The sequence below is a fragment of the Geobacillus sp. C56-T3 genome, assembly GCF_000092445.1.
GTDB lineage: Bacteria > Bacillota > Bacilli > Bacillales > Anoxybacillaceae > Geobacillus > Geobacillus thermoleovorans.
The window spans coordinates 859,448-879,446 of record NC_014206.1 but is presented as its reverse complement, the minus strand read 5'-3'; the positions used below and the strand labels follow the sequence as shown (position 1 = coordinate 879,446).

The 19,999-nt window shown below is 54.0% G+C and carries 20 protein-coding genes and 1 pseudogene; 1 reads left to right on the top strand and 20 read right to left on the bottom strand.

The genetic code is table 11. The annotated features are described in order from the left end of the window. Positions 1-96: 96 nt before the first annotated feature. The 6 genes from racE to GC56T3_RS04465 all read right to left on the bottom strand — a co-directional run bounded on the left by racE (position 97) and on the right by GC56T3_RS04465 (position 5,355). Positions 97-891, bottom strand: a complete 795-nt coding sequence (racE, locus tag GC56T3_RS04490; RefSeq protein ID WP_011232143.1) for a glutamate racemase — start codon at positions 889-891, stop codon at positions 97-99. A 9-nt stretch (positions 892-900) separates the two neighbouring features. Then, a complete protein-coding gene (locus GC56T3_RS04485) occupies positions 901-1,344 on the bottom strand; it encodes a MarR family winged helix-turn-helix transcriptional regulator (RefSeq protein WP_013144569.1) in 444 nt (147 codons plus the stop codon). 208 nt (positions 1,345-1,552) lie between these two features. Beyond that, positions 1,553-1,777, bottom strand: a complete 225-nt coding sequence (locus GC56T3_RS04480; protein WP_008881129.1) for a response regulator transcription factor — start codon at positions 1,775-1,777, stop codon at positions 1,553-1,555. 233 nt (positions 1,778-2,010) lie between these two features. Then, positions 2,011-2,772, bottom strand: a complete 762-nt coding sequence (gene sdhB, locus GC56T3_RS04475; RefSeq protein WP_011232145.1) for a succinate dehydrogenase iron-sulfur subunit — start codon at positions 2,770-2,772, stop codon at positions 2,011-2,013. Position 2,773: 1 nt separating this feature from the next. Then, positions 2,774-4,531 (bottom strand): succinate dehydrogenase flavoprotein subunit, encoded by a 1,758-nt coding sequence (sdhA, locus tag GC56T3_RS04470; RefSeq protein WP_013144568.1) that lies wholly within the window; start codon positions 4,529-4,531, stop codon positions 2,774-2,776. 215 nt (positions 4,532-4,746) lie between these two features. Further along, the gene (locus GC56T3_RS04465) at positions 4,747-5,355 is read right to left on the bottom strand and encodes a succinate dehydrogenase cytochrome b558 subunit (protein ID WP_013144567.1); all 609 of its coding nucleotides are present in this window, start codon (positions 5,353-5,355) and stop codon (positions 4,747-4,749) included. Positions 5,356-5,598: 243 nt separating this feature from the next. Here GC56T3_RS04465 and GC56T3_RS04460 point away from each other — a divergent pair, with 243 nt between their 5' ends. Then, the gene (locus tag GC56T3_RS04460; protein WP_013144566.1) at positions 5,599-6,051 is read left to right on the top strand and encodes a YslB family protein; all 453 of its coding nucleotides are present in this window, start codon (positions 5,599-5,601) and stop codon (positions 6,049-6,051) included. Positions 6,052-6,099: 48 nt separating this feature from the next. Here GC56T3_RS04460 and uvrC read toward each other — a convergent pair whose 3' ends face one another. The 14 genes and pseudogenes from uvrC to GC56T3_RS04390 form a co-directional block, all read right to left on the bottom strand. Continuing rightward, positions 6,100-7,872 (bottom strand): excinuclease ABC subunit UvrC, encoded by a 1,773-nt coding sequence (uvrC, locus tag GC56T3_RS04455; RefSeq protein ID WP_013144565.1) that lies wholly within the window; start codon positions 7,870-7,872, stop codon positions 6,100-6,102. 6 nt (positions 7,873-7,878) lie between these two features. Then, positions 7,879-9,324, bottom strand: a complete 1,446-nt coding sequence (locus tag GC56T3_RS04450) for a hypothetical protein (RefSeq protein ID WP_013144564.1) — start codon at positions 9,322-9,324, stop codon at positions 7,879-7,881. A 48-nt stretch (positions 9,325-9,372) separates the two neighbouring features. After that, entirely contained in the window at positions 9,373-10,299 is a 927-nt protein-coding gene (locus GC56T3_RS04445; protein WP_013144563.1) for an FTR1 family protein, read from the bottom strand. Between the two features lie 26 nt (positions 10,300-10,325). After that, positions 10,326-11,087 (bottom strand): hypothetical protein, encoded by a 762-nt coding sequence (locus GC56T3_RS04440; protein ID WP_013144562.1) that lies wholly within the window; start codon positions 11,085-11,087, stop codon positions 10,326-10,328. Between the two features lie 91 nt (positions 11,088-11,178). Further along, positions 11,179-11,940: a glycosyltransferase family 2 protein gene (locus tag GC56T3_RS04435; protein ID WP_013144561.1), complete on the bottom strand. Its 762-nt coding sequence runs from the start codon at positions 11,938-11,940 to the stop codon at positions 11,179-11,181. Next, positions 11,897-13,396 carry an alkaline phosphatase family protein gene (locus GC56T3_RS04430; RefSeq protein ID WP_013144560.1) on the bottom strand — a complete coding sequence of 500 codons (1,500 nt, stop codon included), beginning with the start codon at positions 13,394-13,396 and terminating at the stop codon, positions 11,897-11,899. The genes GC56T3_RS04435 and GC56T3_RS04430 overlap by 44 nt, the downstream gene beginning before the upstream one ends. Continuing rightward, positions 13,393-13,644, bottom strand: a pseudogene (locus GC56T3_RS04425) (UPF0104 family protein); the annotation flags it as partial. The pseudogene GC56T3_RS04425 and the gene GC56T3_RS04430, both read right to left, overlap by 4 nt. A gap of 7 nt (positions 13,645-13,651) precedes the next feature. After that, positions 13,652-14,596 (bottom strand): NAD-dependent epimerase/dehydratase family protein, encoded by a 945-nt coding sequence (locus tag GC56T3_RS04420; RefSeq protein WP_041468706.1) that lies wholly within the window; start codon positions 14,594-14,596, stop codon positions 13,652-13,654. 218 nt (positions 14,597-14,814) lie between these two features. Continuing rightward, positions 14,815-16,020, bottom strand: a complete 1,206-nt coding sequence (locus GC56T3_RS04415) for a hypothetical protein (protein WP_013144558.1) — start codon at positions 16,018-16,020, stop codon at positions 14,815-14,817. Between the two features lie 204 nt (positions 16,021-16,224). Beyond that, positions 16,225-16,542, bottom strand: a complete 318-nt coding sequence (trxA, locus tag GC56T3_RS04410; protein ID WP_013144557.1) for a thioredoxin — start codon at positions 16,540-16,542, stop codon at positions 16,225-16,227. Between the two features lie 151 nt (positions 16,543-16,693). Next, on the bottom strand, positions 16,694-17,671 hold the full coding sequence (locus GC56T3_RS04405; protein WP_013144556.1) for an electron transfer flavoprotein subunit alpha/FixB family protein: 978 nt from the start codon (positions 17,669-17,671) through the stop codon (positions 16,694-16,696). Between the two features lie 65 nt (positions 17,672-17,736). Beyond that, positions 17,737-18,513: an electron transfer flavoprotein subunit beta/FixA family protein gene (locus GC56T3_RS04400; protein WP_013144555.1), complete on the bottom strand. Its 777-nt coding sequence runs from the start codon at positions 18,511-18,513 to the stop codon at positions 17,737-17,739. 65 nt (positions 18,514-18,578) lie between these two features. Then, the gene (locus tag GC56T3_RS04395; RefSeq protein ID WP_013144554.1) at positions 18,579-19,352 is read right to left on the bottom strand and encodes an enoyl-CoA hydratase; all 774 of its coding nucleotides are present in this window, start codon (positions 19,350-19,352) and stop codon (positions 18,579-18,581) included. Positions 19,353-19,377: 25 nt separating this feature from the next. Beyond that, positions 19,378-19,965: a TetR/AcrR family transcriptional regulator gene (locus tag GC56T3_RS04390; RefSeq protein ID WP_011232163.1), complete on the bottom strand. Its 588-nt coding sequence runs from the start codon at positions 19,963-19,965 to the stop codon at positions 19,378-19,380. Positions 19,966-19,999 lie beyond the last annotated feature (34 nt).

The following is a 19,999-nucleotide window of genomic DNA, read 5'->3' as shown; positions in this document are numbered from 1 at the left end:
CCTACTCGTAGTTTGTACTACTATGTATACGAGCCGTTTTCCAAAATTAGAATAAAAAAAAATCCTTTAGCGCATGGACGCTAAAGGATTTGTTGGTTACAGCCGAATCGCTTCGACCGTGCCGATCGGCTTGCCAAACCACTTCCCGGAAATCTTTTCAAACAGCTCTTTCGGCCCGGTCGTGAAAAACAAATGCTCCGGTTCGCGCTCGCCGGTGTAAAGGAGCTGGCTGTGGTGCAAAATCGCGCTCACTTCACGAGCCGTCTCACCACCCGAGCAAATGAGCTTCACGCGTTTGCCCATATACGTGCGAATGAGCGGCGCGAGCAACGGATAATGCGTGCAGCCTAAAATCAGCACATCGATCGGCAGCGGACGGAGCGGAGCGAGCGATTCGGCGACGATCGCCATCGCCTCCTGCCCTTCAAAGTCGCCGCTTTCCACTAGCGGAACGAATTTCGGACAGGCCAAGCTCTCGACTTGGACACGCGGATTGATGGATTGAAGCGCCTTTTCATACGCCCGGCTTCGGATCGTGCCAATCGTGCCGATGACGCCGATGTGCCCGCGCCTAGTCGCTTTCAGGGCGGCGCGAGCGCCGGGATGAATAACGCCAAGCACAGGAATGTCAAGCTTCGCCCGCACGTCGTCAAGCGCGACCGCCGTCGCGGTGTTGCAGGCGATAACAAGCATTTTCAAGGGATATTGCCGCAAGTAATCAATCATTTGCCACGTAAATCGACGGACTTCTTCCACCGGCCGCGGCCCGTACGGGCAACGGGCGGTGTCGCCTAAGTAAATAATTTGTTCTTTCGGCAGCTGCCTCATAATTTCTTTGGCGACGGTCAAACCGCCGACTCCTGAGTCAATGACACCAATTGCTCTTTCCAAGTGATCGCCTCATTCTTTCGTCATTTCTTGATGCAATTTGCGCAAACAACGCTCAAAGACGACGATTTCCTCGTCTGAAAAGCTTTCCAGCACATTGGCCAGATCGCGCTGGCGTTTCTCAATCACTTCTTCGATAATGCGCTCCCCTTTTTCAAGAAGGCGAATGCGGACGACGCGGCGGTCGTGTTCATCGCGGACTCTGGCGACAAGTCCGTTCCGCTCCATGCGGTCGACCAAGTCGGTCGTCGTGCTGCACGCCAAATACATTTTGTTCGATAACTCGCCGACCGTCAAGTCCCCTTCTTCAAGCAGCCACTGCAGGGCGACAAATTGCGGTGGGGTGATCGGATAGTTGGTTAAAATTTCACGGCCGCGCTGTTTCAAATTTGCGGCGATATAGCGAAGCAATTTTTCCAACTCGGCGACCGTTCTTTCATTCATCGCAGACGGCATACCATCTCTCCTTGATCGTTTCCGCGGCCAGCCTCAAACGGCGGCTTGCGTCGACAGCTATTCTTACTTTTCATTTTACAACACCGGCAAAGATAATCAACAAAAAAATGCGGCGGCCGCCGCGGACGAAGGCCGGACGGGCGCCAAGCCTCGTCCGGCCGCAAGGGAACATAACAGCCGGCTGTCCAACAAGGAAAGCCGGCATCGTTTATAGTTCAAGTTCGCCCATTCGAAGCAATTCAATGACAGCTTGCGAGCGCCCCTTGACCCCAAGCTTTTGCATCGCATTCGAAATATGGTTGCGGACCGTTTTCTCGCTGATAAACAGCTCTTTGGCGATCTCTTTCGTCGTCTTGTCTTGCACGAGCAATTCGAAGACTTCTTTTTCTCTTTTTGTCAAAAGCGGCTTCGATTGAAACGATTTGTCCTTCAACGGTTGTAACCCTCCTTGCTCTCAATGGGCCCGAACTGCCGGATGGGTATTTCCTCGCCATATCGTATGTGAGAGCAAGAGCGGCGGTGACGAAAATTTGCTTATCTAATAGAAAAATGGGTCTTTTTTTTCTTTATCTTTCGATTCGCCGGAGACGGTTGGCTGCCGCTTGTCTAGCAAAACAAAAAATCCCCCTCATGTCTGTTCGAATGAAGGGGATTTTGATTCTGCCGCTACACTTCGTCGCTGCCAAAGAAATCGCGGAACATTTGAATCGTCGTTTCGCGGTTTAACGCCGCGATCGATGTCGTCAACGGAATGCCCTTCGGGCACGATTGCACGCAGTTTTGCGAGTTGCCGCAGTTGGCCAGTCCGCCGTCGCCCATAATCGCCCGCAACCGTTCGGCTTTATGCATCGCCCCGGTCGGATGGGCGTTAAACAGCCGCACTTGCGACAGCGGCGCCGGGCCGATAAAGTTCGACTTGCTGTTGACGTTCGGGCACGCTTCAAGGCAGACGCCGCACGTCATGCATTTTGACAGCTCGTACGCCCATTGCCGCTTCCGCTCCGGCATGCGCGGCCCCGGGCCCAAGTCGTACGTTCCGTCGATCGGAATCCATGCTTTCACTCGCTTCAACGCATCAAACATCCGGCTCCGGTCGATGACCAAGTCGCGGATGACAGGGAATGTGCGCATCGGCTCAAGGCGGATCGGCTGCTCGAGTTTGTCAATGAGCGCGGCGCACGCCTGGCGCGGTTTGCCGTTAATGACCATCGAACAGGCTCCGCATACTTCTTCCAGACAGTTCATTTCCCAAGCGACCGGCGTCGTTTTTTCCCCTTTGGCGTTGACTGGATTGCGGCGAATTTCCATGAGCGCCGAAATGACGTTCATGTTCGGGCGGTACGGAATGACAAACTCCTCTTCATACGGCGCAGAATCCGGACGATCTTGGCGCGTGATGATCAAACGAACCGTTTTGTTCTCGCTCATCTTACTTCACTTCCTCTTTCTTTTTGCTGTAGTCGCGCTTGCGCGGTTTAATCAACGAGACGTCAACGTCTTCATAATGGAACGCCGGACCATCTGGCGTGTAGCGGGCCATCGTCGTTTTCAGCCATTCTTCGTCGTTGCGCTCCGGAAACTCCGGCTTGTAGTGCGCGCCGCGGCTTTCATTGCGATAGTAAGCGCCAAGCGTAATGACGCGGGCAAGCTGCAGCATGTTGTACAGCTGGCGGATAAACGTCGCTCCTTGGTTGCTCCATCTCGACGTATCGGTGACGCTGATGTTTTTGTACCGCTCCATCAGCTCTTGAATTTTTTCATCCGTTTTGAGCAGCCGGTCGTTGTAGCGGACGATCGTCACGTTCGCTGTCATCCATTCACCGAGCTCTTTATGCAGCACATAGGCGTTTTCCGTGCCGTCCATCGCCAAAATGTTCTCCCATTTTTCCTGCTCCCGTTTCACATAGCTGTCGTATAACGTCGACGGCATCGCATCCGCCGATTTCTCGAGGCCGCGGATGTAGCGGACGGCGTTCGGGCCGGCGACCATTCCGCCGTAAATCGCCGACAGAAGCGAGTTTGCCCCGAGGCGGTTCGCGCCATGAATCGAATAATCGCACTCGCCGGCAGCAAACAACCCTTTGATGTTCGTCATTTGGTCATAGTCGACCCATAAGCCGCCCATCGAGTAGTGAACGGCCGGGAACACCTTCATCGGCACTTTGCGCGGGTCTTCGCCCATGAACTTCTCGTAAATTTCGATAATGCCGCCGAGCTTAACATTCAACTCTTTCGGATCTTTATGTGACAAATCCAAATACACCATGTTTTCGCCGTTGATGCCGAGCTTCAAATCGACGCAGACGTGGAAAATTTCCCGTGCGGCGATGTCGCGCGGCACCAAGTTTCCGTAAGCCGGATATTTTTCCTCAAGGAAGTACCACGGTTTCCCGTCTTTATACGTCCAAATGCGTCCGCCTTCCCCGCGCGCCGATTCGCTCATAAGGCGGAGCTTGTCATCGCCCGGAATGGCGGTCGGGTGAATTTGGATGAACTCGCCGTTCGCGTAGTAAACGCCTTGCTGATAGGCGATCGAAGCCGCTGAACCAGTGTTGATGACCGAGTTCGTCGATTTCCCAAAAATGATCCCCGGGCCGCCGGTCGCCAAAATGACGGCATCGGCTGGAAACGCTTTGATTTCCATGGACCGCAAATCTTGTGCGACGATGCCGCGGCAAATTTGCTCGTCATCCAAAACGACGCCTAAAAACTCCCAATGCTCGTACTTCGTGACGAGCCCGGCCACTTCATGGCGGCGCACCTGTTCATCAAGTGCATACAAAATTTGCTGCCCGGTCGTGGCTCCAGCATAGGCGGTCCGGTGATGCTGCGTCCCCCCGAAACGACGGAAATCAAGCAACCCTTCCGGCGTCCGGTTGAACATGACGCCCATCCGATCGAGCATGTAAATGATCCCCGGCGCCGCTTCACACATCGCTTTGACCGGAGGCTGGTTCGCCAAGAAGTCCCCGCCATAGACGGTGTCGTCAAAATGCTCCCACGGCGAGTCGCCTTCCCCTTTCGTGTTGACCGCTCCGTTAATGCCGCCTTGGGCACAGACGGAGTGAGAACGCTTTACCGGAACGAGCGAAAACAGCTCGACAGGCACTCCCGCTTCGGCGATTTTAATCGTGGCCATCAAACCGGCCAACCCACCGCCAACAACGATGATTTTCCCTTTTTTCATAGCTACTCACTCCCTAATAGATTGCTGCTTTTGCTTGCATGCCGCACGTTTTGCCTTGCCGGCCCGCCATCGACCAAGCGATCGTTCGGAGGCGGCTGAGACGTGATCCACCGCGGGCCAACGCAACGATTCGTCGTCGAATTGATCTCACACCAACCTAAGTGACTTCAACCGCTTCCTTTTTAGAAGCGACGTCGTTCCCCGTCAAATTGATTTCACGCAAACGCCAAAATGGCGCGAATGCCCACAATCGAAAGCGCAACAAAAATGATCATCGTAATGTACGTAAATACTTGCTGCGAACGAGGGGACACCGTCAATCCCCAACTGACGCAGAACGACCATAAGCCGTTGGCGAAGTGAAAGACCGTGGACAAGATTCCAACAATATAAAATCCGAGCATAAACGGATTGTCGACAATGTTGGCCATCATGTCGTAGTTCACTTCGGCGCCGAATGCAGCCTGCACCCGCGTTTCATACACATGCCAGACGACAAAAATCAATGTAATGATGCCGGTGATCCGCTGAAGCATGAACATCCAGTTGCGGAAATAGCCGTACTGGCGAGTGTTGAATTTGGCTGTAAACGCGATATAAATGCCGTATACAGCGTGGAACAACAATGGAAGAAAAATAACAAAAATTTCAAGAAAATAGCGGAACGGCAAGTTTTCCATAAACGCCGCCGCCCGGTTAAACGCTTCCGGCCCACGGGTCGCAAAATGGTTGACGACCAAGTGCTGCACTAAAAAGATGCCGACGGGAACAACCCCCAGCAGCGAATGGAGCCGGCGATAGTAAAACTCGCGATTCCCTGCCATTATGTAAACCCCCTTCAATTGAATAAAAAATATGTCCCTCTCGCTCGCCATGCGGAAACGGAAACGTCTTCCATTCCCCTATTCGCTTGTCACATTCATTGTACTCCCACATTGTACAAGCGTCAAGAAAACACTGACACAAAATGTTCAAACATTCTCATAGTTGCGCCACCTTAGGAAAGAGGATGCACTCCGGCAGCAATTCAGCTATAATGGGGAAATGGATAGAAAGAGGGGAAAACGATGAAACAGCCACCATTAGAGGACCAATATCAAATGTTTGGGTCGATTGCGCTTTCCGCATTCGGGGCTGAGCTGCTTCGCCATTCGCTTCTTCCCGAGCTGCTTGGCAAAGATGCCGCTTCGCTGCTGTACTGGGCCGGCAAACAGCTGGCGCGGCGCTATCCGCTCGGAACGCTCGATGACGTCGCCGTATTTTTTGAACGGGCGGGCTGGGGGGAGCTATCAACCGGCGAAGAGCGAAACGACGAACTATATATCGAGCTGTCGGGCCCCATCATCGCCGCCCGCTTTTCCTTGTACGGCAGCTGCTCGTTCCAGCTTGAGGCGGGATTTCTCGCCCAGCAAATCGAACAACAAAAGCGGTTCGTCACCGAAGCGGTCGAACTGCCGCCAAAGCGGGACGGCAAAGCGCGCATTTTGGTGAAATGGGATCGGAAGCAGGCGATCGAATGACAGGCAAAGAACGGGCGTCCGCTCGCAAAACGGGCGCCCGTTCAGCCATTATTCATGCAGTTTTTCATAGATTTTCTCCGCCACCGCTCGCGGAATGTTCGCCCGCTGCAACTCTTCCACCGTCGCCTCTTTCATCTTTTTCACCGAGCCGAAATAATTCAAGAGCGCTTTTTTCCGCTTTTCCCCGACGCCGGGGATGTCATCAAGCACGGAATGGAACATCGTTTTCTGCCGCGTCTTTCGGTGAAACATAACGGCAAACCGATGCACTTCATCCTGGATGCGCTGCAATAAATAAAACTCTTGGCTTTGCCGGTCAAGCGGCACGACATCCGGCGGGTCGCCGGCCAAAAGCTCTGATGTGCGATGTTTTTCGTCTTTCGCCAATCCAGCCAGCGGCACATCCAGTCCAAGTTCGTTTTCGAGCACATCCCGCACCGCCGACAAGTGGCCTTTGCCGCCGTCGATGATGATCAAATCAGGAAGCGGCAATCCTTCTTTCAACACGCGCGTATAGCGGCGGCGCACGACTTCGCGCATCGTTTCATAATCGTTCGGCCCCGCGACCGTTTTCACCTTATATTTCCGGTATTCTTTTTTCGCCGGCTTGCCATCGAGGAAAACGACGAGCGCCGAGACCGGATCGGCCCCGTAAATGTTCGAGTTGTCAAACGCCTCGATGCGGCGCGGCGCCGGAATGCCAAGACGCTCTCCGAGACGTTCGACCGCTTTGATCGTCCGTTCTTCGTCCCGCTCGATGAAATAAAATTTTTCTTTCAGAGCAATGGCCGCGTTTTTGCTCGCCAGCTCAACAAGCTCTTTTTTCTTCCCTTTTTTCGGCTGGACGACGGCAACGCCGAGCAATTCGCGGGCGAGCTCGCCGTCAATGTCGGACGGGAGGACGACTTCTTTTGGCTTCAAATGATGCGCTTTCGCATAAAACTGACCCAAAAACGTAAGCATTTCCTCATCCGGGTCTTGGTAAAGCGGGAAGATCGACACGTCGCGCTCAATCAGCTTCCCTTGGCGAAGGAAAAACACTTGCACGCACATCCAGCCTTTGTCGTACGCATAGCCGAATACATCGCGGTCGATGAAGTCGTTGAGCATCATTTTTTGCTTTTCCATCGTCATCTCAATCGCCGCGATTTGATCGCGGTATTCTTTCGCCCGTTCAAACTCGAGCGCTTCCGCCGCCTCGTGCATTTTCTCGGCCAACTCCCGCTTCACGTCTTCATACCCGCCGTTTAAAAAGCGGACGATTTGTTCAACCATCGCCTTATTTTGTTCGTCCGACACCGGGTGGACGCACGGGGCAAGGCATTGGCCCATATGGTAATACAAACAGGCGCGCGAAGGCAGCGTCGAACATTTGCGGAGCGGATATAAGCGGTCGAGCAGCTTTTTCGTTTCGTTCGCCGCCTGCACGTTTGGATACGGGCCGAAATATTTGCCGCCGTCTTTTTTCACTTTGCGGGTGATAAGCAGGCGCGGATGCTTTTCCGCGGTGATTTTAATAAACGGGTAGCTTTTATCATCTTTCAGCATGACGTTGTATTTCGGATCATGCTTTTTGATCAAATTCATCTCCAAAATGAGCGCCTCGGCGTTTGACGAGGTGACGATGTATTCGAAATCAGCGATCTCCTCAACAAGCCGCTGCGTCTTGCCGTCATGCGTCCCGGTAAAATACGAGCGGACGCGCGCTTTCAGCGACTTCGCTTTGCCGACGTAAATGACCGTTCCGTGTCTGTCTTTCATCAAATAGCAGCCCGGCTGTTCCGGCAGCACGGCCAGCTTTTCTTTCAGCCGCTCGTTCATTGGCCATCACCTCACTGCTCCATCAACCCATTCGTACAGCGTAATCGTCCCATACACTGGATCAGCAAGCAGACTGGAACGATACGTTTTCACTTTGCGCACATGGCGGGAAACATCGATCCCTTGAGCCTCGAACCCTTGGACAACGTGATTGGTCATATATATCGTAGCATGGCGGTAGTTTTCTTTGTCTTGCAAAAAGAAGGAAAAATGGAGCACGTCTTTATGTGGAAAGGGCACGTTCAAATAGTCTAGGACGCGCGTCTCTTCCCACGTATATACCACAAACGGCTGCCGTTTGTCACGCAAATCGTCCGCAAGCTGATACACTGCCGGCGGCGTCTTTGCCTGCTCGCGCAGCTGCCCGATGCCGATTGTAGACTGCAGCAGCACAACCGCCGCCGCCAACACGTGCTTCCATGATCGCGGTGCAGCCAATACGCGCCCCCACACGAAAACGAGCGCAATGTGAACGAGCGGAAGGAGATGACGCGGCTTGTCAATGTTTTGTCCGAAAAGCGCCCACAAAGCATACAGCAACGCGGAAACGACAAGCGGGCGCGGCAGCCGAAACGGCCCAGTGCGCCAGGCGATGGCGCCGACCACTGCATAGGCAGCCAGCAGCCAAGCATTTCGGCTGGCCATGCCGGTCCAAAGAAAGTTGTCAAGGACAAAGCGGCACACCCGCTCCCAAAATGGAAGCGGGCTCGCCGCCGCCGTTCCCCCCCAGTCGCTGAAATGACCGACGACAAACGCCCATCCAAGCTTGAAAAACGGCCAAAGGCCGCCTTCCGTCGCCGCGACCGCCGCCACCCAAACAAATTGAAAGGCGGCCGCCGCCAACAGCGATGCCGCCACGCGGCCGAGGCGGCGGTGCGTTTCCCAGTCTTCATGCCAAAGGATCAACAACGCGGCAGCAAACGGGGCATAAGACAAACGGATGCCCATGAGGATGCTAAACAACGCAGCCGGCCAAAGCTGCGCCATCCATGTTGTTCGCCGCCGCGCCCATTCCACCGCCCATATGTACCACCAAAGCACGCCAAGCGCCGCGCCGTCCGACATCGGTCTGGCGGCGGCAAGGAGCACGTAGCTTGAAGAAAGCACCGAAAGCGCCGCCCATAGCGCCGCTGAACGCGGCATATGGCGAGCGAGCAGCCAAACGATGGGAAAGACGGCGGAAAACAACACGAGCACATTCAAGATCGAAAGCGCTTTGGCCGGATTGGCGACCAGAGCGTGCACTGCCATGCCGCCAAGAATAAAATACGGATAGCCCGGGAAATGCGGCTGCATGGCCAACACATCATAGCGCCTAAGCGCCAAAGCAAAATCAACTTCATCCCATGTGGCCGCATACGGGCTCGCCCAATACAAACAGGCGCCAACCAACCAAGCGGCCGTTCCGACACCAAAGCCAATCCAAAAGCGGTCGCCGAACCGTTTGTCCACCGTGTCCCCCTCCAAAGAAAACGTACAAGGCGCTGCAGCCTTGTACGTTTACATGACGCGTTTTTTATTTTCATCCAACGCGGCAGCCGGCGGTTTCTCGACCACAGCGCTCTTTTGACCGCGGCGGCTCGCCACCAACAAATACACGACGACGAAGTAGCCGATATAGGCGATCACTTCTTCAAGCGACGGCATCGCTGAATAGCCAAACAGCGCTTTTAAAAAGACGCCGACTTCGCCGGAAAAGACGGGGGCGACGCCATGATCGCGCACGTAATGTTCGTAATCGATCGGATGTTCTGGAAGCAGCCATGTCAAATCATATACGTGCGGCATGACGCTGCCAATGAGGCCAATGTCCTGCATCATCGAAATCGCTTGCACGAGCAACCCGGCGGCGATCAAGACGATAAAGGCTCCAGTCACTTTAAAGAACGTTTTCAGCGGAATGCGCATCGTTCCTTTAAAGAAGAAGTAGCTGACCAAAGCGGCAATGGCGATTCCTGTCGCCGCCCCCCAGCCTTGTATGGCCGCGCCGATGTTGCCATGCGTAATCGCGGCGAAGAAGAAGACCGTTTCCACTCCCTCGCGCAGCACGACTAAAAACGAGTGGATGACCATGCCGGCGACATTGCCGGCGGTAATAAACTGGTCCATTTTCCCTTCGACGTTTTTTTTCATGTCCCGGCTATGCTCGGCCATCCAAAACACCATTTGCGTCAAAAGCAACGCGGAGACGATCATGATGCCGATTTTTAAGTAGATTTCACTGCCCATCGCGGCAAATCCCGTGAACACGACTTGGAACAAAATGGCCGCGCCGATGCTCGCCAACACGGCCAAACCAGCACCAAGCCATACGTACTTCGTGTATTCGCGGTGATCGACCCGTTTCAAATACGATGTAATGATGCCGACGATAAGCAGCGCTTCCAGCGCTTCGCGAAACGTAATGAGCAGCGCTTGGACTTCCATGTCTCCGCCTCCCCTTTATATTTGGACTAAGCCCGCTTCCGACGCCGCACATAAATGAGGGCCGCGCCGAGAACCACGACAACGATGACAATGAGCGGAATCCAGTTTTTTGCTTTGGACAAATCAGTCCATTCTTTTTTTCGTACCTCATCTGGCTTCTCGATGGCGCTGTCCGAAAAATGGCCAACTTCTAAACTTTCTAGACCAAATTGTTTTTGCAACACCGTTAAAATGGTTTCTTTGCTTTTCTTAAATGTATCGATGTCCGACTTTTTCTCGCCGACGCCGAACAGCCCCGGGTTGCCAAGCGACTGAAGCGCCTTGTCAAACTCGGTGCGCAGCTGTTTGTCAAGCGCAGGGTCTTTCCCTTGGATGATCGGCGACAGCGCTTCATACGTCGCAAACGCCTTCGCCAACAGCCGCTTGCTCGTGTCGTACTGATCAAAGTTCGCCTCAATATTGTCCAAACGTCGGGCGATATTGAGCACTAAAATTTTTTCCATGTCTTTGATCACCGCCTGGCGGTCCTTCGCTTCGATGGCTGCAAGCACCGCCTTGGACGGCTCAGGTCCCATATGCATGTCGATTTCTTCTTTTATGGTTCCGAAAATTTCCTTCGCTGCGGCAAAGTTCGGCGGCTGCTCGTTCAACTTTTCTTTCATCTCTTTATACGCCTCAGCAACCGCTTCTTTGTTCGGATCTCCATACGAATAAGCGAACACTTTCAGCGGAATGAGATTGAGAATAATGATCACTGCTATGTAAAAAAAGAAACGGGATGTTTTCACGTTTCTGCTCCTCCTATCAAGATCAATGATAATCATTATCACCATCGTTGTCAATATAGAAAAAAACGGCCGGCGGCCAGATGCGGCCGCCTCACGAACAATGGCGCTCCCGCTCCAAAGAAAGCACATGCGCTTTGGGGTCAATGACAGCTTTTTTGACCGGGCGGCGCATTTCCTTCCAGATGGCCGGGATGACCGCGGTTATATAGGCGGTGAACTTGATGAACGAGCGGCCGGTCGTCCGCACTTGATAGCGGATCGGCACTTCTTTCAAGCGAAACCCTTTGCGCACTAAATTGAGCGTCAGCACTTGGGCGTAGTTGTAATCATGAATGATTTCCGCCTCTTCCATCGCTTGGCGGGAAAACGCGCGCATCCCCGACTGCCCGTCATACAACCGCTGGCCGAGAAGGAGCGACTGCAGCCACGTGAACAAATAATTCCCGAGGCGTCGGTGCCATTTCATGCCGCGAATCGTGCCAAGGAAGCGCGAGCCGATCGTATAGTCCGCTTCACCGGTGAAAATCGGCGCCAAAAGGTCAGGAATTTGTTCCGGCGGATATTCGTTATCGGCATCGATCATCACGCCGATATCCGCGCCAAGACGGACACACTCTTCAAGCCCTCGCCGCACCGCCGCCCCGAGGCCGCGGTTTTCCGGCCAGCGGCAAATGTAATCGGCTCCCGCTTCTTGCGCCGCTTCAGCAGTCCGATCGGTCGACCCGTCATCAATGACCAAGACGCTGACCTCTACATCGGGATGGAAATGACGCGGAATGCGGCGAATCACTTCCCCAATCGCTTCTTCTTCATTGTGCGCCGGCAAAAAGACGATGACGCGCTGCTTCTTCATCGCTCTCCTCCTTTCGCATCGCTTCGATCAAAACCGGACCGCGGCTATGGCTCGGATACGGCGCACCAAGCAAATAGGCGATCGTCGGCGCCAGCGAAACGAGGCTTTTTTTCTCATCGACTCGTTTTCCTGCTTCAATCGCCGGGCCGTATAAAAAAAACGGCACATACCGCTCCCCTTCATCGAGGTGGCCGTGGCCGCCGATGCCATCCGCTTGGCCATGGTCGGCGCAGACAATCAATGTCGCGCGCTCGAGCTCGCCCCGTTCCTCAAGCCAGCCGACAAACTCCGCGATCAACGCGTCGGCTTCTTCAATTTTTTCGATATACTCGTCATACAGCACACCGCGGCTATGGCCGGTCTGGTCGGTGGCGATCAATTGCACGACAAGCAAGTCCGGGTGCTGCTCTTCCACAATGCGTTTCGCCCGCTCGATAATATAGCGGTCAGCTAGTTCGTTAGGCATGACGGCCGTCACCGTTTCGACATCATCTCCGAACGAATCGACCAAATGAGCGATGCCAAGCAAGCGGCCTGTTTTCCCTACTTTGCGGAGCGAGTCGAAGATCGTTTCCACTTTCGCTCCGAGCTTCCATACCATATTCGAGCGAATGCCGTGCTCAAACGGATACGTGCCCGTCAACATCGATGTAAAGCAAACGACCGTGCGCGCCGGATAGACCGTCTCCATTTGCGCAAATTCCGTCCCTTGAGCGCGCAACCGTTTCAAAAACGGGGCGTTGGCCGCTTCAAACCGGTCTTTGCGCATCCCATCAATCACGATGACATACACTTTGTCACTGATCGGCACGGTTGGACTCGGCACATTGTTCGTATAAGTCGGAATGATCTCCGGCTGCCAGTCGAACAAATTCCGATGCAAAATCCATGAAAACAGCCACACCCCAGCGGCAAACAGCCAAAGCGCCCCGCACAGCGGCGCCAAAGCCGCTCCTTGATCGATCTGCCGCGAAGCGTATTCCCATACAGACAAAAGAAGAAAACATTTTGGCAGCTGCTCTTGGGCGTTGCCGCTTGTCGAATCGCTGTTTTTCAGCACCAGCTTCCAAAAGCGGGTGAAATTCCACCACGACGTGCCGATGCGCAAATGGTAATAAAGCGTTCCCCAAAAAAAGACGGTAAAGAAAAAGTAAAGCCCCGACGCCAACAACAACAACGACGCATCAGCGAACGACCAAACGATGAGAAACACGACATAAGGGATCCATAAATAATTGCGCAAAAACAGTGGATAATCGTACACATAATAGACAACAAACAACGGCAGCACCGCCGTCAGGCCAATCAGCCATGTCCATGCATGGCCGCCCATCAAATCAGCGGCATGGTAGATGCTCATCGTTCCCACGACAAAAATCGGCGTGAACGGCTTTCCTTCATTCAGCAAATTCCAGCAGCGCGCCGCCATTTTTTCGAATCGTGACGCTTCTTTCATCGCCTCTCCCTTTCCTTTCTCCATACGCTCCGCACCGCTTGCCAGTCGGACCGCCAAAACCACAATACCGCGGCACCAGCGGCGTAAGAAAACAGAAATTTAAACGCATGTGTCAACACCGCGGCCATATACGCCACATCCCACGGTGCACCAACCGTAGTTAAGGCAAACCCCATCACCGCCTCATACGTTCCGAGTCCACCGGGAGCGTTTTGGGCAATTTGTCCGGAAACGGTCGCGCTTTTAGCCGCCGGTTTACCGCTCATATTCGCGCGCCCACGCCACCGTGCGGGCGAGCCCTTCGGCAAACGCCACCTTCGGCTTGTAACCAAACGCCCGCTCCGCCTTCGTGATGTCCGCCCATGTCGCTTTCACATCGCCTTTCCGCTCCGGCGCGTGCACGTTTTTCATATCGGGAAAGTGCTTCCGCAACTCAGCGAGCAGCTGCTCCATGGTGACGGGCGCCCCGGCGCCCAAGTTGAACACTTCGCTTCGCCCGCCGCTGCGGTGAAGTGCTGCGATCATGCCCTCCACAATATCATCGATGTACGTATAATCGCGCGCCGTCCCCTTGCCATACACGACAATCTCCTCGCCCGCCAGCAATCGGCGCAAAAACGTGCCGATCGCCATATCCGGACGACCCCACGGCCCGTAAACGGTGAAATAGCGGAAAATCGTCATTTGGTAGCCATACAAATGGGCATAGGCATGACAAAACGATTCCGCTCCGTATTTCGCCGCCGCATACGGCGACACGACGCGGCCGTCAGCCATCTCTTCCCGGAGCGGCACATTGCCTCGGTCGCCGTACACCGATGACGATGAGGCAAACAGCACGTGCGCCGCACCCGCTTCCCCCGCCGCCGCCAACACATTGACCGTCGCTTTGATGTCATAGTCGATATACGCGAGCGGCTTCTCAATGGAATACGGCACGCCCGGCAGCGCCGCCAAATGGTAGACGACATCGGGGCGAAACTCGACCAGCCACCTTTTCGTTCGCTCCCCATCAAGCAAATCCAAGCGGACAAGCGGCACCCGACCGCCGGTGAGCGTCTGAAACTGCCGCTCTTTCCGTTCAGCAGAATAATATGGATGAAAACAATCCACTGCAGCCACGTCATATCCGAGTCCGCTTAACCGGGCGGCTAGATGGCTGCCAATAAATCCGGCTCCTCCAGTAACAACGATTTTCAACGGTTTCACCCCATTACAAAATTGGCTGTCCATCAGCATCTTACCACAGCCGCTTGGAAAAGTCGCGGCGCCATGAAAAAAACCAAACGTTTCCGGACAGACGACTGCCCTGAAGACACACAAGCTGCCTGACATCCACCATCGAGCACTCTGCCGACATCAAATCTGCTGCCTCCTTCGTCAAACAAGGGCGTCCACAGGACGCCCTTGTTGCTAGGTTATTTCGCTTTTTCAATCACTTGTTGCAGGGCGGCTTCAATTTGCGGCAGCCATTTGTCACCCTCAGCTTTGTTTTTTGCCTTTGCCGCCTCTAGGTAGCGTGTCGCCTGTTCGTTCAAGTCGGTGTATGCCTTGTCGCCGAGCAGCGTTTTGATATCATTTTCGATCATGTTAATAAAGAGCGCGCCTTCTAAGGCGGTGATCACCGACTTGTCTTGCCCCCAATTTTCTTTGCTTTCTTCATATTCGTGAAGCGCCACTTTCGCCCATCCGCGCACGAACGCATGGTTCACCGCTTTCGGATCGAGCGTTTTGACATCGGTTTGCAGGTCAAACTGTTTCAAAATGTAATCCGCCTCCTCCGCGGCATGCCGTTTCATATACGGATAGACGGACTGATAAAACGCCCAGCCTTCCGCCTGCTCCACTTTGGCTTCTTCGGCGTTTTCCTTGGCCGCAGCCGCCGCCTTCGCCGCATAGCCGTGCGGCAGCGCTCCGCTCGCTAAATAGAATGTTTTCATCAATGTTTTGTCCACGACTTGCTTGCCGAGGGCAAATGAGAGCGCATCATCGTTTTGGACCGCTTGCTCCATTTGGGCAAACGCCCCGTTGATCGCGTCAACCAACTTCGTTCCGTAAGCCGCATCGCGCTTTTCCACGGTCGACTGCAAAATCGCGTAAAATGCCTTCGCTTCCTCAAGCTCTTCCTTTACTTCTTCCTTATTGGCCCAATGCTCTTCTGCTTCGGTAAACTCATGTTTGATCGTCGTGTAAAACACTTTTTGCATCAGCTTGTCAAAAATTTGCTTGACAACCAACGGCTCAAGCGACCCGTCTTTGCCGGCGGCCAGTGCGTTGGTAATATGTTGGTCAAGCGTATCTTCAAATTCCGCGTCACGTTTTTGTACAAGCGGCTGCAGCTTTTCTTTGTAGATGCTCTCCACTTTGCCGAAGTCGACCGCCCCGCCTTGCTTCGCCTTCTCAAGCTCCGCGAGCGCTTCGCTGAACGCTCCCGCATAATCGACTTCCGCTTCTTCCTTCTCGTTCTCCGTCTTCTCTTCCTCTTTCGGCTTTTCTTGTTTTTCCCCAGCCGTTTGGTTGCTGCTTTCTTTTTCTGTTCCCGCCGTCTGCTTGCTCTGGCCGCACGCGCCAAGCGCCAACGCCGCGGCGGCGAACACGGCGAGCCACTTCCATTTCAATGACATTATGTATCCCCCCGTTCACACACCCAAAAAAATGATAATCAATATCAATACAATAAGATTATAAGAGAAAATGAATTTCAATGTCAACACATGATGAAAAAGAGAGGACTCCCCTCTTGCTGAAAATCCTCTCTTCCTGGCTGATCACACCTTAAATAAAAAAATCCAGAGGCTTCTTCCCCTCTGGATTTCCTTCTTTCTCCGTTATGACACATGTTTGCCAACCAGCTGCACAAGCGCCTCTTTCGGCTGATAGCCGACCGCTTTGTCGACAAGTTGGCCATCTTTGAACAGAAGCAGCGTCGGGATGCTCATGACGCCGAACTTCGACGCTGTTTCTTGGTTTTCATCGACATTCACTTTGACGATTTTCACTTTGTCGCCCATTTCGCGGTCAAGCTCTTCCAGCACCGGAGCGATCATGCGGCACGGTCCGCACCATGGCGCCCAAAAGTCAACGAGCGTAAGGCCGTCTTTCGTTTCTGCGGCGAACGTTTGGTCAGTGGCGTTGACAATCGCCATATGGATTCCCTCCCATCTTCTTGAATGCTGCAAGCAAAGTATACCATGGAATGCATGTCGGCGCGAATGTTTTGCTTCGTTTCTACTATTCGCTTTTGCCGCGGAATTTATCCGTCAAAAAACGGACGGCTGCAGCCGCCCGTGTTGTTCATTACGAATGCACTTTCAGTTTTTTGAACTCTTCGGTGAGGAGCGGAACGACTTCGAACAAATCGCCGACAATGCCGTAGTCCGCGACTTTAAAGATGTTGGCTTCCGGGTCTTTGTTAATGGCGACGATGACTTTCGAGTTGGACATCCCCGCTAAATGCTGGATGGCGCCTGAGATGCCGCAAGCGATGTAAAGATCCGGCGTGACGACTTTCCCCGTTTGTCCGATTTGCAGCGAGTAGTCGCAATAGCCGGCATCGCACGCCCCGCGCGAAGCGCCGACCGCGCCGCCCAACACTTCGGCGAGCTCTTGGAGCGGCTTGAAGCCTTCGGCGCTTTTGACGCCGCGGCCGCCGGCGACGATCACTTTCGCCTCGGTCAAGTCGACGCCTTCCGCCGTTTTGCGGACGACTTCTTTGACAATCGCGCGCAAGTCTTTAATCTCGACGGCGAGCGCTTCCACGCTGCCTGTGCGCGACTCGTCGCGCTCAAGCGGCGCGATGTTGTTCGGACGCACCGTCGCAAAGATGATGCCATCGGTGACGATTTTCTTTTCAAACGCTTTGCCGGAGTAGATCGGACGGGTAAAGACGATGTTGCCGCCTGCCTCTTCGACGGCGATGACGTCGGAAACGAGGCCGGCGTCGAGCTTGATGGCCAATTTCGGCGACAAGTCTTTGCCGAGCGCCGTATGGCCGAAGACGATGCCTTCCGGCTGCTCTTTGTCAATCACGGCTTTTAACGCTTGCGAATAGCCATCTGATGTATAAAATTTCAAATTCGGATGTTCGATGACGACGACGCGGTCCGCACCGCGGTAAATGAGTTCGTTCGCATGCGCCTGCACTTGGTCGCCGACGAGCACCGAGACGACTTCCCCGCCTTCGGCGATCGTTTTGGCCGCTGCAATGGCTTCAAACGAAACGTTCCGCAGCGATCCATCCCGCACTTCTGCTAAGGTCAATACTTTACGTGCCATGTTTCAGTCCCCCTATCCTTTGATTCCCCGTTGTGCTTCATCCGAACGCCGACAGCGGTTTCCGCTTATACCACTTTCGCTTCGGAGCGGAGCAGCTGAACGAGTTCCTTCACTTGATCAGCGATCTCGCCTTGCAAAATTTTGCCCGCTTCGCGCTTCGGCGGCAAGAACACTTCGATCGTTTTCGTTTTTGCTTCGACATCCTCTTCATCAAGATCCAGGTCGTCAAGCTCCAACTCGTCAAGCGGCTTTTTCTTCGCCTTCATAATGCCCGGCAGCGACGGATAGCGCGGTTCATTCAGCCCTTGTTGAGCGGTGACAAGGAGCGGCAGCGACGTTTCGATGATTTCCTCATCCCCCTCGACGTCGCGCACAACGGTCACTTTGCCGCCGTCAGCAATGTCCAGCTTCGTGATCGTCGTCACATACGGAATGCCGAGCAATTCCGCAACGCGCGGGCCGACTTGCCCGGAACCGCCGTCAATAGCGACGTTGCCGGCTAAAATCAAGTCCGGGTTTTTGTCTTTTAAGTATTCAGCGAGCACTTTCGCCGTCGTATATTGGTCTTGTTCTTCGACATCATCGTCAATGTTGATGAGCACCGCTTTATCGCAGCCCATGGCGAGCGCCGTGCGCAGCTCTTTTTCCGCTTCCTCGCTGCCGACGGTGACGACCGTCACTTCACCGCCGTGTTTGTCGCGGACTTGAATGGCTTCTTCAATGGCGTATTCGTCGTACGGGTTGATGATGAATTCAGCGCCTTCCTCGTTAATCTTGCCATTGACGATGGAGATTTTTTCTTCAGTGTCAAAGGTGCGTTTCATCAACACAAAAATGTTCATGTCGTTCCCCTCCTCGGTTTGGTCGAACATTGTTTCATGTTCCAACATTCAGATATTTACAGGGATCATTTCCCTTTAAAGACAGGCGGCCGTTTTTCCAAAAACGCCTGCACGCCTTCTTTTGCATCCTCGGATACAAACACGCGGCCAAACCATTCCGCTTCCTCGCGCACTGCCTCGGCAAACGATTTTTCCTTCGCGGCGTTGAGCACTTCAATCGTCGCACGGACGGAAAGCGGACTTTTGGCGGCAATCTTTTTCGCCAACGCTTTTGCTTCATCAAGAAGCCGCTCTTCCGGCACCGCCTTGTTGGCAAGCCCCCATTCAACCGCTTCGAGTCCGGTGATCGGCTCGCTCGTCCACATCATTTCCGCCGCTTTGCCAAAGCCGACGTAGCGCACAAGCCGCTGCGTGCCAGCAAATCCAGGGATGATGCCAAGCTGCAGCTCCGGAAGGCCGAGTTTGGCGTTTTCCGCCACCACGCGAATGTGGCAGCTCATAGCCAGCTCCAACCCACCGCCTAATGCGGCGCCGTGAATCGCCGCAATGACTGGTTTGGAAAAGCGTTCGATCCGCTCCATCACGAGTTGGCCGTTGCGCGACAAGCCGGATGCCTCCTCAGCGGAAGCGATGGACGTGAATTCTTTAATATCGGCGCCGGCTGAGAAAAATCTTCCTTCGCCATGAAGCAGCACGACGCGTACTTCCGGGTCGGTCTCGAGCTCGTCCAACACGGTTGAAAACTCTTTCAAAACCGCTGATGAAAGGGCGTTCGCCGGCGGCCGCGAAAACGTCACGACGGCGACGAACTCCTCTTTCGCCAAACGAAAAAAGTCCATGAAGCCTCTCCCCTTTCTGCCTTTCCTAACGTCCGGCGGCGCACCCTTTGACGAGCAGTTCGTACACCGGATCGGCGAGGGCGGCCAAGTCATACTTTTGCTCGTTCATCACCCACGTCGTCACCGTTTCATCAAGGGTGCCAAAGATCATTTGCCGAGTGAGCCGGACGTCTAAATCTTGGCGAAACTCCCCTTTTTCCATCCCCTCCATGATGATGCGGTCGATGAGCCGCAAATATCCTTTCAGCACCTCATTGATGCGATGGCGCAGCTCTTTGTTCGACTGGCGCAGCTCAAGCTGCGTCACGACCGCCATATGCGGATCAGCGGCGAGGGCGGAAAAATGAGTCTTCACCAATACATACAATTTCTCTAGGGGGCTTGAAATTCCTTCTGTCTCTTGTTCAATTTTCTCGATGAACGCCCCCATCTTTTCCTGAAAAAGCGAAATTAAAATATCCTCTTTGTTTTTAAAATAAAGGTAGATCGTGCCGTCGGCGACACCGGCCTGCTTGGCGATTTTCGACACCTGTGCTTGATGGTAGCCGTGCTCGGCGATGACGACGACGGCAGCGTCAATGATTTGCTTAAATTTCGGCTTTTCCCTCCGCAATATGGATTCTCCTTTTCTCACTTTCCATCCGTCA

Excerpts from the sequence above, each read along its gene's own strand:
- sdhA (WP_013144568.1), bottom strand. The coding sequence starts at position 4,531 with ATGAAAAAAGGGAAAATCATCGTTGTTGGCGGTGGGTTGGCCGGTTTG.
- GC56T3_RS04430 (WP_013144560.1), bottom strand. The coding sequence starts at position 13,396 with ATGAAAGAAGCGTCACGATTCGAAAAAATGGCGGCGCGCTGCTGGAAT.
- sdhB (WP_011232145.1), bottom strand. The coding sequence starts at position 2,772 with ATGAGCGAGAACAAAACGGTTCGTTTGATCATCACGCGCCAAGATCGT.
- uvrC (WP_013144565.1), bottom strand. The coding sequence starts at position 7,872 with ATGAACGAGCGGCTGAAAGAAAAGCTGGCCGTGCTGCCGGAACAGCCG.
- GC56T3_RS04415 (WP_013144558.1), bottom strand. The coding sequence starts at position 16,020 with ATGTCATTGAAATGGAAGTGGCTCGCCGTGTTCGCCGCCGCGGCGTTG.
- trxA (WP_013144557.1), bottom strand. The coding sequence starts at position 16,542 with ATGGCGATTGTCAACGCCACTGACCAAACGTTCGCCGCAGAAACGAAA.
- GC56T3_RS04405 (WP_013144556.1), bottom strand. The coding sequence starts at position 17,671 with ATGGCACGTAAAGTATTGACCTTAGCAGAAGTGCGGGATGGATCGCTG.
- GC56T3_RS04465 (WP_013144567.1), bottom strand. The coding sequence starts at position 5,355 with ATGGCAGGGAATCGCGAGTTTTACTATCGCCGGCTCCATTCGCTGCTG.
- GC56T3_RS04435 (WP_013144561.1), bottom strand. The coding sequence starts at position 11,940 with ATGAAGAAGCAGCGCGTCATCGTCTTTTTGCCGGCGCACAATGAAGAA.
- GC56T3_RS04445 (WP_013144563.1), bottom strand. The coding sequence starts at position 10,299 with ATGGAAGTCCAAGCGCTGCTCATTACGTTTCGCGAAGCGCTGGAAGCG.
- GC56T3_RS04400 (WP_013144555.1), bottom strand. The coding sequence starts at position 18,513 with ATGAACATTTTTGTGTTGATGAAACGCACCTTTGACACTGAAGAAAAA.
- GC56T3_RS04395 (WP_013144554.1), bottom strand. The coding sequence starts at position 19,352 with ATGGACTTTTTTCGTTTGGCGAAAGAGGAGTTCGTCGCCGTCGTGACG.
- GC56T3_RS04460 (WP_013144566.1), top strand. The coding sequence starts at position 5,599 with ATGAAACAGCCACCATTAGAGGACCAATATCAAATGTTTGGGTCGATT.
- GC56T3_RS04485 (WP_013144569.1), bottom strand. The coding sequence starts at position 1,344 with ATGCCGTCTGCGATGAATGAAAGAACGGTCGCCGAGTTGGAAAAATTG.